The 15,826-nt window shown below is 68.3% G+C and carries 15 protein-coding genes; 7 read left to right on the top strand and 8 right to left on the bottom strand.

Annotated features, from left to right (window positions below):
- Nucleotides 1-44: 44 nt before the first annotated feature.
- The 4 genes from LC452_RS03570 to LC452_RS03555 all read left to right on the top strand — a co-directional run bounded on the left by LC452_RS03570 (nt 45) and on the right by LC452_RS03555 (nt 4,363).
- Complete coding sequence (locus LC452_RS03570; protein WP_223622649.1) at nt 45-818, top strand: 3-hydroxybutyrate dehydrogenase; 774 nt, start codon at nt 45-47, stop codon at nt 816-818.
- On the top strand, nt 815-1,690 hold the full coding sequence (locus LC452_RS03565) for an alpha/beta fold hydrolase (protein ID WP_223622648.1): 876 nt from the start codon (nt 815-817) through the stop codon (nt 1,688-1,690). Before LC452_RS03570 ends, LC452_RS03565 begins: the two co-directional genes overlap by 4 nt.
- Nucleotides 1,687-2,751, top strand: coding sequence for an alpha/beta fold hydrolase (locus tag LC452_RS03560; protein ID WP_223622647.1), 1,065 nt, complete (start codon nt 1,687-1,689; stop codon nt 2,749-2,751). Before LC452_RS03565 ends, LC452_RS03560 begins: the two co-directional genes overlap by 4 nt.
- 73 nt (nt 2,752-2,824) lie before the next feature.
- Nucleotides 2,825-4,363, top strand: coding sequence for a DUF4407 domain-containing protein (locus tag LC452_RS03555; protein ID WP_223622646.1), 1,539 nt, complete (start codon nt 2,825-2,827; stop codon nt 4,361-4,363).
- Here the strand turns inward: LC452_RS03555 and LC452_RS03550 are convergent.
- Entirely contained in the window at nt 4,351-4,701 is a 351-nt protein-coding gene (locus tag LC452_RS03550; RefSeq protein ID WP_223622645.1) for a hypothetical protein, read from the bottom strand. The two genes, LC452_RS03555 and LC452_RS03550, sit on opposite strands and share 13 nt — an antisense overlap.
- Before the next feature lie 100 nt (nt 4,702-4,801).
- Between LC452_RS03550 and LC452_RS03545 the strand changes: the two genes are divergently transcribed.
- Nucleotides 4,802-6,214, top strand: a complete 1,413-nt coding sequence (locus LC452_RS03545) for a PLP-dependent aminotransferase family protein (protein ID WP_223622644.1) — start codon at nt 4,802-4,804, stop codon at nt 6,212-6,214.
- 66 nt (nt 6,215-6,280) lie between these two features.
- Complete coding sequence (locus tag LC452_RS03540; protein ID WP_223622643.1) at nt 6,281-7,294, top strand: aldo/keto reductase family protein; 1,014 nt, start codon at nt 6,281-6,283, stop codon at nt 7,292-7,294.
- 104 nt (nt 7,295-7,398) lie between these two features.
- Here LC452_RS03540 and LC452_RS03535 read toward each other — a convergent pair whose 3' ends face one another.
- From LC452_RS03535 to LC452_RS03520, 4 genes are read right to left on the bottom strand one after another with little or no spacing between them, the layout of a single operon-like run.
- On the bottom strand, nt 7,399-8,304 hold the full coding sequence (locus LC452_RS03535; RefSeq protein ID WP_223622642.1) for a carbohydrate ABC transporter permease: 906 nt from the start codon (nt 8,302-8,304) through the stop codon (nt 7,399-7,401).
- Entirely contained in the window at nt 8,301-9,263 is a 963-nt protein-coding gene (locus tag LC452_RS03530; protein WP_223622641.1) for a carbohydrate ABC transporter permease, read from the bottom strand. Before LC452_RS03530 ends, LC452_RS03535 begins: the two co-directional genes overlap by 4 nt.
- Nucleotides 9,264-9,266: 3 nt before the next feature.
- Nucleotides 9,267-10,577, bottom strand: coding sequence for a sugar ABC transporter substrate-binding protein (locus LC452_RS03525; protein WP_223622640.1), 1,311 nt, complete (start codon nt 10,575-10,577; stop codon nt 9,267-9,269).
- Nucleotides 10,578-10,637: 60 nt separating this feature from the next.
- Nucleotides 10,638-11,873 (bottom strand): aminotransferase class V-fold PLP-dependent enzyme, encoded by a 1,236-nt coding sequence (locus tag LC452_RS03520; protein ID WP_223622639.1) that lies wholly within the window; start codon nt 11,871-11,873, stop codon nt 10,638-10,640.
- 163 nt (nt 11,874-12,036) lie between these two features.
- Between LC452_RS03520 and LC452_RS03515 the strand changes: the two genes are divergently transcribed.
- Entirely contained in the window at nt 12,037-12,720 is a 684-nt protein-coding gene (locus LC452_RS03515; RefSeq protein WP_223622638.1) for a FadR/GntR family transcriptional regulator, read from the top strand.
- Between the two features lie 96 nt (nt 12,721-12,816).
- On the opposite strand, the gene LC452_RS03510 is transcribed toward LC452_RS03515, so the two are convergent.
- The 3 genes from LC452_RS03510 to LC452_RS03500 form a co-directional block, all read right to left on the bottom strand.
- A complete protein-coding gene (locus tag LC452_RS03510; protein WP_223622637.1) occupies nt 12,817-13,332 on the bottom strand; it encodes a glycine cleavage system protein R in 516 nt (171 codons plus the stop codon).
- 186 nt (nt 13,333-13,518) lie between these two features.
- A complete protein-coding gene (locus LC452_RS03505; RefSeq protein ID WP_223622636.1) occupies nt 13,519-14,490 on the bottom strand; it encodes a hypothetical protein in 972 nt (323 codons plus the stop codon).
- 258 nt (nt 14,491-14,748) lie between these two features.
- The gene (locus LC452_RS03500; RefSeq protein ID WP_223622635.1) at nt 14,749-15,807 is read right to left on the bottom strand and encodes a PLP-dependent cysteine synthase family protein; all 1,059 of its coding nucleotides are present in this window, start codon (nt 15,805-15,807) and stop codon (nt 14,749-14,751) included.
- Nucleotides 15,808-15,826 lie beyond the last annotated feature (19 nt).

Genomic DNA, 15,826 nt, shown 5'->3' with positions numbered 1-15,826 from the left:
CGGAAGCGCTATGTCTGTGCCCTCTGCTGAACTACTCTGCAGGGATGGTGACGCAGCTGGGGACGGCACGCGGCGCCGATCTGAAGGGCCGAACCGCGCTCGTGACCGGCGCGGCGAGTGGGATCGGTGCGGCGTGCGCAGAGGCATTGGCGAGCGCGGGGGCGCGTGTGCTGGTGGCTGACCGCGACGCCGACGGTGCTGAACGGGTCGCCGCAGAGGTGGGCGGCGACCCGCTCATCATCGATCTCGCCGACCTCGACGCGCTCGCCGATCAGGCGTTCGACGCCGACATCCTGGTCAACAACGCCGGCATCCAGACCGTCGCGCCGATCGTCGACTTCGATCCGACGGACTTCCGACGGATGCTCGACATCATGGTCACCGCTCCGTTCCTCCTCACGAAGGCCGTTCTGCCGGGGATGTACGAGCGCGGCTGGGGCCGGGTCATCAACATCAGCTCGGTGCACGGCATCCGGGCCAGCCCCTACAAGTCGGCCTATGTGACGGCGAAGCACGCCCTCGAGGGGCTCTCGAAGGTCACGGCGCTCGAGGGGGCGACTCGCGGCGTGACGAGCAACTGCCTCAACCCCGCCTACGTGCGCACTCCGCTCGTCGAGAAGCAGATCGCCGACCAGGCGAGGGTGCACGGCATCCCGGAGTCCGAGGTCATCGAGAAGGTCATGCTCGTCGAGTCCGCGATCAAGCGGCTGCTCGAACCGAGCGAGGTCGCCGATCTCGCTCTCTGGCTCTGCGGCGACACGGCCGCGTCGGTCACCGGGTCGTCGTACGCGATGGACGGCGGCTGGAGCGCACGATGAGCACGGCCGACGACGTGCTCGCGACGACGGTCTTCGGGCCGGTCTCCGACGAGCGCGCACTCCTCGCCATCCACGGCATCACGGCGAACGGCCGCTCGTGGGACACGGTTGCCGCGCACCTGCCCGAGCACCGCATCATCGCGCCGGACCAGCGTGGCCGCGGCCGCAGCAATCGGCTTCCCGGGCCGTACGGACTCCGTACGCATGCCGTCGACCTCGCCGCCGTGGTGGACGCCGACGGCGGCGGGCCGCGCACCGTGCTCGGACATTCGATGGGCGCCTTCGCCGCGGTCGCTCTCGCCGGCGCCCGCCCCGACCTCGTCGAGCGACTCGTGCTCGTCGACGGCGGATTCCCGCTCGCGCTGCCGGCGGATGCCGCGAGCGCCGAGGATGTCGATCTCGGGGTGCTCCTGGGCCCGGCCGCACAGAGACTGGCGATGGAGTTCGCGGACGCCGACGCCTACCTCGACTTCTGGCGCGCGCACCCGTCCTTCGCGCGGGACTGGTCGCCCGCGGTGGAGGCGTATGCACGGTACGACCTCGACGGGGAGGCGCCGCACCTGCGTGCATCCGCCGTCGCCGCCGCGATGCTCGAAGACGGCGCAGAGCTCTACGGCCCGACTTGGTACGTCGAGGCGCTGCGCGGGCTGCGGATGCCGGTGACCGTGCTGCGCGCTCCGCGAGGGCTCGTCGACGCCGATCCGCTGTATGCTCCGGGAGCACTGGAAGGCTTCCGCGCGCTCGTGCCTCAGCTCGAGGTGCTCGAGGTGGACGACGTCAATCACTACACGATCCTGTTCGCCGATCGAGGCGCGTCGCGCGTCGCGGCGGCGGCATCCGCATCCACGAATCCGACGAAGGAGTCGACATGACCGCTGAACTGTTCGAGGGCATCCAGGCGCACCGCGTGGAAACCGCCCGCTACGTCGCCAACGTGCTGGAGCGTCCCGCCGCAGATCCCACGGCGCCGACGAGCACCGTCGTGCTCGTGCACGGCAACGTCTCGTCGTCGCACTTCTACCAGCCGACCATGCTCGCCCTGCCTGCGGGAGTCCGAGCGCTCGCGATCGACCTGCGCGGCTTCGGCGACAGCGAGACCAAGCCCGTCGACGCCACCCGCGGGTTGAGCGACTTCGCCGACGACGTGCGCGCCGTGCTCGATGCGCTCGAGCTCGACGCCGTGCATCTCGTCGGATGGAGCATGGGCGGCGGCGTCGTGCTGCAGGTCGCCCTCGATGCGCCCGAGCGCGTGCTCTCGCTCACCCTCGAGTCGCCGGTCTCGCCCTACGGATTCGGCGGCACCCACGGTCCGGACGGCGCGCGCAACGACGCCGACGGCGCGGGCACCGGCGGTGGCGGAGCGAACCCCGACTTCGTCGCGCGCCTCGACGCCGGCGACACCACGGACGAGTCGCAGACCTCGCCGCGCACCGTCTACCGCACCGCCTACGTCGCGAAGCCCGAGCTGCAGACCGCGCACGAAGACGCCTGGGTCGCCTCGATGCTCACGACCCGCACGGGTGTCGACAACTACCCGGGCGACGGGGTGGCCTCCGAGAACTGGCCCGGCTTCGCCGCCGGCACCCGCGGCGTGCTGAACACGATGGCGCCGCAGCACCTCGACCTCTCCGGCATCGTCGATCTCGCCGTGAAGCCGCCGATCCTCTGGATCCGCGGCGAGAAGGACGCGATCGTCTCGGACGGCTCGTTCTTCGACCTGAACCAGCTGGGACTGCTCGGCGTCATCCCCGGATGGCCCGGAGCGGATGTCGCGCCGCCGCAGCCGATGATCGCGCAGACGCGTGCCGTTCTCGAGCGCTATGCGGCGAACGGCGGCACGTACCGCGAGGTCACGCTGCCGGACGCCGGTCACGCGCCGCACCTCGACGAGGCCGAGACCTTCGACGCCGAGCTGGCCGCGCACATCGGCTGACCGAGGCGAACCTGAGAGCGGTTCAAAGCACTCTTCCAACCGATGCACAGGCGACCTTTCGTAGATTGTCGGAATGCCCTATTCCGCCCACCGACCGGGTCGCTTCGACTCGCAGGGTCGGATCATCCTCGACGGCGACCCGAACGCCGACACGGATGACCTCGACTTCCTGCGCGAGTTCGAGCCCACCGGCGTCGACGACGCGACGCGCGACGTGCCCGTGACCGCGCCCGCAGAGCCGTCGGAACCGAGCCCTCGAGACGAGCAGCGGCCCACGGAGCCGCGCGAGCCGAAGACGCCGCGGCAGCCGCGCGTGCGCAAGCCCCGTCGCCCGCGGACTCCCGGATCGCGCGCCAGGGCCCTCGCGATCCTCGGGGGCGCGGAAGGCGAGATCCTCGACCGCGTACCCGGTGAGACCCCCCGCTTCGTGCAGATGTTCTTCGTGCTCGCCGGCACCGCGCTGGTCTCGGCGATCTCGATGCTGTTCGCGCTGACCACCGGTGTGCAGGCCGCGATCTGGCTGGCCGTACCGCTCGCTCTGGTGTGGGCGCTCATCATCTTCAACCTCGACCGGTTTCTCACGTCGACCATGACGTCGACCCGGAACGTCTGGAAGCTCATCGGCCTCGCGATCCCGCGAGTGATCATGGCCGCGATCATCGGATTCGTCGTCGCCGAGCCGCTGGTGCTGCAGATCTTCCACAACGACATCGCCCGCGAGGTCGCCTCGACCAACATCACGCAGTCGCAGTCCGATCAGGAGGCGCTCGAGACCGGTCCCGAGAAGATCGCCCTCGATGCGGCATCCGCTCGGGTCGCCGAGCTCGAGAACCAGGCCGCGACCGGCATCGTGGCGGGAACGGACTCGTCGTCTGCGACCGAGTCCGCCGCCCAGGCGACGGTCGACGACCTCACCGCCAAGATGACCGCGCAGCAGGCGGTCATCGACCAGGCGCGCACGCTCTACCAGTGCGAGCTGACCGGTGAGGGTGCCGGCACGGTTCCCGGCTGTACGGGTGTGAACGGCGAGGGCGCGAGTTCGGATGCCGCCGAGGCCCAGCTCGCCGAGGCGCAGCAGACGTACGACGCCCTGGCCGCCCAGCTGCGCACTGCGAACGAGGAGCTCGCCGCCGCAGGCACGGCCGCGAAGGAGAACACCTCGACGTCGGAGTCGCAGAACCGCGAGCAGGCGCAGTCGCAGCTGCCCGGTGCACGTGACACCTACGACCAGGCACTCGCCGCCTACAACGCGCGGGCGGATGCCGTGGCGCAGGGCAACGCGGGAGCCGTCGGGCTGCTCAGCCAGATCAGCGGACTCAACCGGCTCAGCGAGAAGGAGCCGACGATCCTGTGGGCGCACATCCTCATCGCGGCGCTGTTCTTCATGATCGAGCTGCTGCCGGTGCTGGTGAAGGTGCTCACGAGCTACGGCGACCCGAACCTCTATGAGAAGGCCGCGGCGATCCGCAAGCAGGTCGCTCTCGACCGGGTCACGGCGGAGGGCTTCCGCGACAGGGCAGAGATCGTGACGACGCCCGTGCCGGCCGCGGCGCAGCCCACCCCACCGGCCGCTCCGGCAGCGGCCGCGCCGGCACCGGTTCAGGCGACCTGAGGCTGCGGCCTCCCTTCGAATCGCGCAACTGGTCGCTCAGCCACCGGTTCAGCGACCATTTGCGTGATTCGAACATCGAGCAGATCGTCGAGCCGCATGTTCCTCAGCCGGGGAGACGCCTGAACCGTCGACGCGATCGAGCGGGTCAGAGCGACCGACGACGGCTCGTGCGTCCAGCGCGACCTCGTCAGCGCCGCGTCGATGATCATCAGCGGATCGCGCAGTGCCTCGTCAGTCAGGCGAGTGTCGTCACTGAGCCATTCGAGGAGGTCACGAATGGTCCAATCAGGGAGGATTGGCGCAAGAACATCATCGAGGGTGGTGAATGGCTGAGTCATTGGTCCAGAATCGGATGCTATGGGGACGATGAACAGGGCCAATAGCGGGCCACTGGACCAGAGATCGGTCACCTCACCGACATTGGTCCACTCCGGCGATGTGTCGTCGGATGCCCTCGCCGCCCGGCTCGGACGCTGGACCCACGGCGACGGCACGCTGGCGCGCCGTCTCGCCCGCGGGATCGAGGCGCTCGTCGCGACCGGGGAACTGCGACCGGGCGACCGCCTTCCCCCCGAGCGGGCGCTCGCGGCAGCCGGATCCGTCTCTCGGGGCACCGTCGTCGCCGCCTACGCCGACCTCGCCGACAGCGGACTCGTCGAGCGACGGCAGGGGAGCGGGACGCGTATCGCCGGCGCCGCGGCATCCGTCACCCCCATGCAGCGGCCGGGCCGGGGTGAGGCGCTGTTCTCGGCACTGCCCAACGCGATCGATCTGCTGCGCACCGTGCCGCAGATCCCCGATCTCGCGGTGCGGCTCATCCGCGACCACCAGCCGCGGCTCGACCTCGCACTGCTGCCGGAAACCGATCCTGCCGGCCTCCCGGTGCTGCGTGAGCTGATCGCGGACATGTACCGGGCGGAGGGCACGCCGACCACGCCCGAGCAGATCCTCGTCACGCACGGCGCGCAGCAGGCGATCAGTCTCGTCGTGAACGCGCTGGTCGGCCCCGGTGATGTGGTGCTGGCCGAGGAGATCACCTGGCCCGGCGTCACCGACACCGTCGGTCTGCGTGGCGGGATCGTGCACGGCATCCCGATGGGCCCGGATGGACTGGACGTCGATGCGCTCGAACAGGCGCTCGCGCGGCTGCGACCCGCGCTCGTCGCTCTCAACCCCCATCACCAGAACCCGACGGGCACGCGCCTGCCCGCCGCCGCCCGTCACCGCGTCGCAGAGCTCGCCGCTCTGTACGGGGTGCCGATGATCGAAGACCGCGTCGTCTCCGGCATCTCCTTCGACGGCGTCGTGCCGCCCACGCTCGCGGCCGAGCGACCCGACGCCCCGATCATCGTCGTCGAGTCCGTGTCGAAGTGGGCATGGGCGGGGCTGCGGATCGGGTGGCTGCGCGCCGACCCCGTGCTGGTGCGACGCCTCCGTGGCGCGCGGCAGCTGGCCGACCAGTCGACGAGCGTGCCGGGGCAGCTGATCGCGCTCGACCTCATCGTGCATGCCGAGGAGCTGCGGCGCGAGAACAGCCGCATCCACCAGGAGCGCCTCCGGCTTCTGCAGGTTCTCATGGCCGAGCATCTGCCGGACTGGGAGGTCGATCCTCCGCGAGGAGGTCTGTCCCTCTGGGTCGCCCTGCCCGCCGGGTCAGCGGACGCGCTGGCGCGGACCGCCGCCATGCACGGCGTCTCGATCGCGGGCAGCGCTGCGTTCGCGGCATCCGTCTCAGCCGACGACCACATCCGCATCCCGTTCACGGCCCCGGATGACGTGCTCACCGAGGGCATCCGCCGGCTGGGCGAGGCGTGGCGCGAGTATCGGGAGACTCTCGGACGCGCTTCCTAGAAGCGCGATCTGAGACCGGTCACGGAATCTCGGCCCTCGCATATCAGACGGCAGTAGCGTGGAATCATGGTCAACTATCGCTATCTCGGAAACAGCGGCCTCAAGGTCTCGGAGATCACCTACGGCAACTGGGTCACCCACGCATCCCAGGTCGGCGACGACGCCGCCGTCAAGACGGTCCACGCAGCCCTCGACGCCGGCATCACCACTTTCGACACGGCCGACACCTACGCCAACACGGCTGCCGAGGTCGTGCTCGGCAAGGCGCTCGAAGGGCAGCGCCGCGAGGGACTCGAGATCTTCACGAAGGTCTACTTCCCGACCGGTCCGAAGGGCCCGAACGACACCGGCCTCAGCCGCAAGCACATCTTCGAGTCGATCAACGGCTCGCTGAAGCGCCTCGGCACGGACTACGTCGACCTCTATCAGGCGCACCGCTTCGACTACGAGACCCCGCTCGAGGAGACGTTCCAGGCGTTCGCCGACGTCGTCCGCCAGGGCAAGGCGCTGTACATCGGCGTCTCGGAGTGGACGGCCGAGCAGCTGCAGGACGGACACGCGCTCGCCAGGGAGCTCGGTGTGCAGCTCATCTCGAACCAGCCGCAGTACTCGATGCTGTGGCGCGTCATCGAGGGCAAGGTCGTGCCGGCATCCGAAGAGCTCGGAATCTCGCAGATCGTCTGGTCACCGATGGCGCAGGGCGTGCTGAGCGGCAAGTACCTGCCCGGTCAGCCGGTGCCGGAGGGCTCCCGCGCGACCGACCCGCACAGCGGCGCCGACTTCATCAAGAGCTTCCTGCAGGACGACATCCTGACGGCAGTGCAGAAGCTCAAGCCGATCGCCGACGAGGCGGGGCTGTCGATGCCGCAGCTCGCGATCGCGTGGGTGCTGCAGAACCCGAACGTCGCCGCTGCCCTGGTCGGGGCATCGCGTCCGGAGCAGCTTGCCGAGACCGTCAAGGCCTCGGGCGTGAAGCTCGACGCCGACACGCTCGCTGCGATCGACGCGGCGCTGGGCGACACGGTCAACCGCGACGCCGAGGCCACGTACTCGGTCTCGCCGAAGTCGCGCCTGACCTGAGCCTCGCGCTCTGTCGCTGAAACCCCGGTTTCGCGCCGAGACCCCCGCCTGCAGACGTTCGCAGGCGGGGGTCTCGGCGATGACAGGGGGTCTCGGCGGAGAAGCTACTCCTTCACCGCGCCGGCCGTCAGGCCCTGCACGATCCAGCGGCTCGCGAGCGCGAACATCGCCATGGTCGGCAGGATCGTCAGGACCGCTGCGGCGCTCATCGAGCCCCAGTCGATGTTGAACGTCGAGATGAAGCCGTTCAGCGCCGAGGGGACCGTGCGGTTCGCGTCGGTGTTCATCAGCACGACCGACAGGAACAGCTCGTTCCAGCAGTTCACGAAGTTGAAGATGAACGCCGCGATGATGCCCGGCGTCATGACGGGGACCAGCACGCGGAACAGGGCGCCGAGGCGGGAGCATCCGTCGATCATCGCCGCCTCCTCCAGCGCGTCGGGCACGTTCTCGAAGAAGCCGCGCAGCATCACCGTGGAGAACGGGATGCAGATCGCGATGTAGACGAGGATCAGGCCCGGCTTCGTGTCGACGAGCCCGAGGTCGGTCATCATCGAGTACAGCGGTCCGAGGGCGATGAACGCCGGGATCATCTGCGTCAGCAGGAACGCGATCAGCACCGCGCCCTTGCCGCGGAACTCGAACCGCGCGATCACGTACGCGCTGAGCAGGGCGATCAGCGTCGCCACGGCTCCTGCGACGATCGCGACGAGCGCCGAGTTGCCGAGGAACACCGCGAACTGGCTCTGCTGGAACAGCTTCACGTAGTTCTCGAGCGACGGTTCGCTGGGCCAGTACTCGATCGGGAACCGGTTGATCGTGCCCGGCGACTTGAACGAGGTGAGCGCGATCCAGTACAGCGGGAACAGCGTGATCACGAGCCAGAGCCCGAGGCCGACGACCCGCACCACGCCGCCGACGGTCACCCGGCGCTTCGGTCGAGGGGCCTTCGAGGGGTCCGGCACGGTGAGGCGACGGGTCTCGGTCATGGTGGTCGCAGTGACGGTCATCGCTGGGCCTTCCGCATCGCCATCAGGTAGAACGCGCAGAACACGAACAGGAACGCCATGACGATGAGGCCGATCGCGCTCGCCAGGCCGTAGTTGCCCTGCTGGGTGTAGTTGATCATCCAGGTCGTGATGATGTGGGTCTGGTTCGCGGGCCCGCCGTTGGTCATCGCGTAGATGATGTCGGGGAAGTTGAAGATCCAGATCACGCGCAGCAGGATCGTCAGCAGCAGCGTCACCGAGATGTACGGGATGATGATCGAGAACAGCTGCCGCACCTTGCCGGCGCCGTCGAGGCTCGCGGCCTCCAGCATCTCGTCCGGGACGGATTGGAGGGCGGCGAGGATCATGATCGCGAAGAACGTCACGCCGTACCAGATGTTGGCCACGATGACGGCGAACATCGCGAGCTTCGGATCGGCCAGCCAGGGCAGCGGGGCGTCGATGAGTCCGGCCTTCATGAGCAGGTCGTTGACCACGCCGAACTCGGCGTTGAACATCCAGCGGAACAGCATCCCGATGAGGAAGCCGGAGACCGCCCACGGGAAGAACACCAGCGCCTGGTAGAGCCCGCGGAAGCGGAACCGCTTGCGCAGCGCGAGCGCGATGAGGAAGCCGATCACGAGCTGCGGCACGAGCGAGCCGACCACCCAGAGGATCGAGTTCCCCGCCACGACGGGGAATGCGGGGTCCTGGAACACGGCGACGAAGTTGTCGAAGCCGACGAACGGGGTCGAGGTCAGGTCCCACAGGTTCCAGTCGTGGAAGGCCATGCGGGCGCCCTGCAGCATCGGCCAGTACGTGAACCAGCACACGAAGACGATCGCCGGGGCCATGAAGGCCAGGAGCGTCAGCGCATGTCGGCCGCGGAACTGCCGGCGGCGAGGGCCGGGGGAGGCCCCGCCGGCAGCGCGCTTCGACGCGATGCCGACGGAACCTCCCTCACGAGCGGAGAGGGCCACGGGTCAGCCCTTCTCCGCGGCGTACTTCTCGGTCCAGAACTGGTCCCAGGAGGCCAGCAGGTCGCTCGTCGACATGTTGCCGAGCAGCACGTTCTGCACGTCCTGGTCGGACTTCTGGATCCACTCGGTCCACCAGCTGACACCGCGCGGCTGGCGCACGTTGACGTAGGTCTCCGGGTCTTCCGTCATGGTGACGTAGCTCGTCCAGGGCCCGGTCGAGTAGAAGTCGTCATCTGCCGCTTCGGTGATGATCGGCACGAGGCTGTTCGCCTGCGCGAACTCTGTGGCGGGTTCGGCCGACGAGAGGAACTCGACGAGCTTCACCGCCGCCTCCTTGTTCTCGCTGGCCTCGGCGACGCCCCATCCGGCGACGGCGAGCGGCTGTGCAGCCTTGCCCGAGGGGCCCGTGAGCAGGGGAGCGGTGTCCCACTGGTCCTCGGTCAGCGAGGAGTCCTGCACGGTCGCGATGACCTCGGGGTCCTGCAGCAGGAACGCCGTGGTGCCGTTCGTGAAGCCGGCGACCATCTCGGGGTAGCCCCACGACACGGCCGAGGGCGGAGAGGCTTCCTTGAACAGGTCGAAGTAGTCGTCGACGGCATCCTGCGCCTCGGGGGCGGCGAAGATCGTCGTGCCGTCCTTCATGAGGAACGCGTCGTCGACGTTCAGGTCGTCGATCGTGTACGCCTCGATCGCCGCGACGACGTTGCTGTTCGCGTTCGGGCCGCCGCGGAAGGCGTAGCCGTAGATGTTGTTCGAGGGGTCCTGGATGGCGGATGCCTGCTCGAGCAGCTCTTCCCAGCTCTTCGGCGGACCGTCGAAGCCCGCGTCGGCCACGAGGTCGGTGCGGTAGAAGAGCGACAGGCCGTAGAAGCCGTAGGGGACGAAGTAGCTCTTGCCGTCCTCGGCGACCGATGCGGACTTGGCGTTGTCGGTCAGGGCGTCCCAGCCGTCCCAGCCCTCGAGGTCGTCACCCAGGTCGTACAGCCAGCCGTTGTTGGCGAACGGACCGACAGTGATGTCGCGCACCTCGAGGAGGTCGACGCCCTTGCCGGACTGCAGCATCTGCTGGATCTTCGCGTCGGCCTGCTCGGTCGGCGGCGAGACCAGGTTGACCTTGATCTTCGGGTTCTCCTTCTCGAACTCGTCGAGGAGGCCGCGGATGAGCTCGGTGCGGGCCGGGTTGGTCAGACTCTCGACCATCTGCAGGGTGACGGTGCCGTCGGCGGACGGGCCGGCTCCGGCGGAGCAGCCGGTGAGCGCGAGAACGGCGACGGTGCCGATGCCTGCTGCTGTCGTCAAGATCTTGTTCTTCACGATGTGCCTCTCAGTTGGTGTTTCGGGTGGGTGGGGTGCGGGTTTCGGGTGGGGTGCGGATCAGGAGATGGTGACGGACGACGTCGGGCGGATGCCGGCGCGCCGGAGGATCTGCGGGATGCAGCGCTCGACGAATGCTTCGAAGTCGGAGGCCTCCGAGTAGAGGTGCGCCGACAGGCGGAAGTAGCCGATGCCGCGGAAGCTGGTGAACGCCGTCTCGACGCCGGTCTCGTCGAGCAGCTCCATGCGCAGGGCATCGGCCTCCTCGCGGGTGGAGCCGAGGCCGAGCGGGAGTCGGACGAGCCGCATCGACGGCACGGGGGAGGGCAGCGGGGTGAGCGGGTCCTCGTCGGCGAAGGGGCGGAATCCTTCCGCGATGATCTCGGCGCCGGCATCCGCCATCACGGCCATCGTCTCGCGGGCGCGCTGCCAGCCGTACTCGCTCTCGATGAAGTCGATCGCGGCAGGGGTGGCGAGGTAGGTCGTCGCGTCGATCGTGCCCTGCGTGTCGAAGCGGGTCGGGAACGGCTCGTTCGCGGCCCAGGAGTCGATGAGGGGCCAGAGCTCCTCGCGATCGTGGGTCTCGGTGACGAGCAGGGCCGAGCCCCGCGGAGCGCAGGGCCACTTGTGCAGGTTGCCGAACCACCAGTCGCCGCCCGCTGCCGCCGCCGCATCCGGGATGAGGCCGGGTGCGTGCGCGCCGTCGACGAGCGTGCGCACTCCCCGCTCGGCGGCGAGCTCGGCGATGCGTCGGGTGGGCAGCACGCGGGCCGTGGGGGAGGTGATCTGGTCGATCACGATGAGCTTCGTGCGCGGGGTGAGGGCGTCGGAGAAGAGCTCGACGATCTCGTCGTCGGAGCCCAGCAGGGGGAGTTCGACGACCCGCACGGTCGCGCCGAAGCGACGCGCGAGGCGCTGCGCCCCCATCGTGATGGCGCCGTAGCCCTGGTCGGTGACGAGGATCTCGTCGCCGTGCTCCAGGCGGAGGGCGTTGTAGACCACGGTGGCCGCGGCGGAGGCGTTCGGCACGAAGGCGCTGTCTTCGGGGCGTGCGCCCACGAACGGGGCGGTCAGCTCACGGGCCGCGCGGACCCGCTCGGCGATGCGGGGGAACCACTCGACCGGGCTGAGGTCGGCCTGGCGGCGGAGCGCGTCCTGCTGCGCGACGACGGCCGAGGGCACGGCGCCGAAGGAGCCGTGGTTGAGGTGGATGATGGCCGGATCCAGCGGCCAGGCATCCCGCGCGCGGTCGAACGACCTCAGTCGGAGCGGAGCGGGAAAACCGGTGGCCTGCATGGATCCTCATCAACACGTCGGGGGGAGTTGTTGCACAACTTTGCCACAGCACTCGCTAGATCGCCAGAAATCACCGACAATTTAATAAAGTCGTCATACGAGTTGGTCGCTTGGTCCGCGTCCGACAGACTCACAGGAGATCCGGGTGCCAGAGAGGAACACGATGAGCGCGTTGGACAAGGCGCTGCACGGGCTGCGGGCGCTCATCGCCGACGGTGCGCTGCGGCCGGGGGACCGACTGCCCAGCGAGGGCGAGCTGTGCGAACGGCTCGGCGTCTCTCGTGGATCGCTGCGCGAGGCCATCCGCACGCTCGGCGCTCTCGGCGTCCTCGAGACGCGACACGGGTCCGGCAGTTACGTCAGCGAACTGCGCGCCGCCGACCTGATCGGGAGCTTGTCGCTCACCGTCGGTCTGCTTCCGATGGCGGGTGTGCTCGAACTCACCGAGCTGCGCCGCGTGCTCGAACCGCACGCTGCTGCGCTCGCCGCGGCGCGCATCGATGCCGAGACGGTCGAGAAGCTCGACGTGCTCCTCGGCGAGATCGAGGAGAGCGACGACTTCGAGGATCACTCACGGCTCGACCACGAGTTCCACATGACGATCTCGAAGGTCGCCGGCAACGACGCTCTCACCAGCCTGATCGATGTGCTCCGATCGCGGTCGCGCGCCTACCGGATCCACGATGTGCACGACGCGGCGGAGCTCAAGCTGCACTCCGATGCCGGGCACCGGGCGATCCTGCGCGGGCTCGCGGATGCCGATCCCGTCGCGGCCTCGGCCGCGGCATCCGCGCACGTCGCGTACACGGAGTACTGGGTGCGGAAGTACACCGAGGTCGAGGACTAGTCCGCGCCGACCGGCCCCCTCACGGGCGAACCGGCCGCTTGCGTGCGTTCGCAGAGGGCCGGTTCGCGCAGAAGGGGGTGGCTCGGCAGAGTGCGGTCAGGCGAGGGTGATGTCGACCTGGATCTCGCTGGCGATCCGTTCGAGGTCGGCGCGCAGTACGTCGAGATCGACCGTCGCCGGAACCCGCGCTGTCACGGACGCCTCGAACAGCCGTCCGCCGGCCATCGCGGCATCCCGGGTCTCGGTGGCCAGCTCTTCGATGCTCAGCGCGTGCGCGCTCAGCACCGTCGAGATCTCGCGGACGATGCCGTGCCGGTCGTTGCCGAGCACCTGGATCGTGAGCAGGTGCTCGTACTCGGGATCGACTTCGGCCGTGCCGGTGAGCACCGCGAGGGTCAGCAGGCCCTGACCCTGCAGGCTTCGCAGGGCGGTCTGCAGTTCGGGCGCGCGGTCCTCGGCGACGGACACCTCGATTACGCCGGCGAACGTGCCGGCGAGCTCTGCAAGGGAGCTGTTCTCCCAGTTGCCGCCGTGCGCATCGACGACATCGGCGACAGCGGCGACAAGGCCGGGACGGTCTGCACCCGCGACGGTGAGGATCAGAGTAGTCATGCGGCCAGCGTAGAGGCGTTTCCGAATCGCCAGTAATCCATCTACGGCAGCGGCGCTGATCCATGCACGGCGATCAGCTTCGTCGCGCGCGACAGCAGAGATCGACCATCGCAGAGCTCTGAGTAGCGCCGCCAATGCTTGAGCCTAGGTCACGGACCGTGGAAGAGTTCGCTCCAGTGCGGGTTGTCAGCTCTGGGGGAAGTAGCCGAGGGCTCCGGGGCCTGAGTTTCGCCACCGTTGCTCGGCCTTCATGTCGTTGCGGGCGATAGCCCGCTGGAAGTCGAGCATCTGCGCTCGCTCGGCGTCGAAGCGCTGTCTGTGTTCGTCCGCCCATGCAGTACTCCCCCCGAGTAAAACCGCCGTCGCACGGGCAGCGAACTCGACGACGTCTTGGAGGAATACCTGCAGGTCGATCCAATCGCCTTCGATCTCGATGCAGAGCGCGACAGGCAACTCCACGGGCTCCAGTTGTCCTACAGTCACCGGTGCAGAGCAGGTCACAAGGTGAGCGCCGTCAACGATCGGAACGATGGGGGCCCATCGGATCCCAGGTGCGTCCTCACCCGGGATCGCTGCGACCTGCTCCGCGAACACCATGGCGAACAACCTGTCGGGGAGCGTGGCGATTCGAAGAGGGTATCGGTGCTTGTCGCGGTTGTTTGTCTTGTTTAGCCAGGCGACAACAGGTGCGCCGGTGACGAACGGTTGGACGGAACGGAAGTCTGCACGCGCCGCGGCGGAAAGCTGCTGCGCGTGCTTCGTGCGCTCGAACGCTGCCCAGTCTCCGGCGGTATGGGCGATCGGGAAATAGATTGCCTTGCGTTCCTGGTTGCTGTAGCGGCTCTTATCCTCGCCAGCGACGGCCTCCCACATAACATTGTCAAGCAGGCTGCGGGCTCGACTGATGATGTCACGTAGTTGCTCCGACCATATTGGATTGGTGAGCGCCCCGCGCACGTCGACGTGGTAGTCCGCTCGATCTCCAAGGGCCGATTTGATCGGCACGCCTTCGATCTTCACGCGGTCTTTTCGTGCCTCGTATCCGGTCATATGAATGAATTCCTGAGTCTGAGTGATCAGGTATTCCAGCCGGACGCCGAGCGCCTGGCCGACTTCTGTCTGCGGAAGGGAGTCGGCGGGAGATGACGTCAGTGACATGACAACATTCTGGGATACGTCGCGATGCAATGCACGATTTTCGTGATGGATGCAGAATGAGCCGACGATGCATCGTCTCGACAGCCGCACACTTGGTCGCAGAGCGCCGTCATCAGGCCCCTTGCAACTCCCGCTTCCGGAATAGGTTTCTGGCTGGACGGTTGGGTCAACCGCATCCTTATCTCGCTCGACCCACTCACGTTCAAATCGCGGCAGATGCGCTCTCGGTCTCGGGCACAGGGACCCGAGAGCGCGGGGCTACTCGCCCCAGACGCCCGTCTCGAGGAACGACTCCAGCCGTGCACGGTGCGGAGCGAGGTCCCAGCCCTGCGCGGCGACCCACTCGTCGGAGTAGTAGGTGCCGGCGTAGCGGATGCCGCTGTCGCAGATCAGTGTCACGACGCTGCCGGTCTCGCCGGCGGCGCGCATGCGGGCGATGAGCTGGAACGCGCCGTAGAGGTTCGTGCCCGTCGAGCCGCCCGCCCAGTGCAGGGTGCGGGCGCGCAACATCCGGATCGCGGCGATGGAGCCGGCATCCGGCACGCAGATCATCTCGTCGATCACGCTCGGCACGAACGACGCTTCGACGCGCGGCCGTCCGATGCCCTCGATGCGGCTCGGCCGTCCCGCCGGGGCGTCGACCGTGCCGGCCCAGCCGTCGTAGAACGCCGAGCCCTCCGGATCGACGACCGCGATCTGCGTCTCGTGGCGGCGGTACTTCACGTAGCGACCGAAGGTCGCACTCGTGCCGCCGGTGCCTGCTCCGACGACGATCCAGCGGGGGATCGGATGCCGCTCCTGCGCGAGCTGGCTGAACACGCTCTCGGCGATGTTGTTGTTGCCGCGCCAGTCGGTCGCGCGCTCGGCGAACGTGAACTGGTCGAGGTAGTGCCCGTGGCAGTCCGACGCGAGGCGCTGCGCCTCGGGCGACATGTCCTCGGCGCGGTCGACGAAGTGGCAACGACCGCCGTAGAACTCGATGAGGTCGATCTTCTCCTGGCTGGTGGACCGCGGCACGACGGTGACGAAGGGCAGTCCCAGCATTCGCGCGAAGTACGCCTCTGACACCGCGGTCGACCCGCTGGACGACTCGACGAGCGTGGTGTCTTCGTGGATGCGGCCGTTGACGAGACCGTAGAGCAGGAGCGAGCGGGCGAGCCGGTGCTTGAGGGATCCGGTCGGGTGCACCGACTCGTCCTTCAGGTACAGGTCGATGCCCCACTCGGGCGGAAGCGGGAACAGGTGCAGGTGCGTGTCGGCGCTGCGATTGGCGTCGGCTTCCAGCAGAGCGATCGCGGTGCTGGTCCAGGTGGTCACCGATCGAGCGTAACGCGCC

The organism is Microbacterium sp. EST19A (genome assembly GCF_019969685.1).
Taxonomy (GTDB): domain Bacteria; phylum Actinomycetota; class Actinomycetes; order Actinomycetales; family Microbacteriaceae; genus Microbacterium.
The sequence above is the reverse complement of the archived record's forward strand: the minus strand, read 5'-3'. Positions and strand labels throughout refer to the sequence as shown.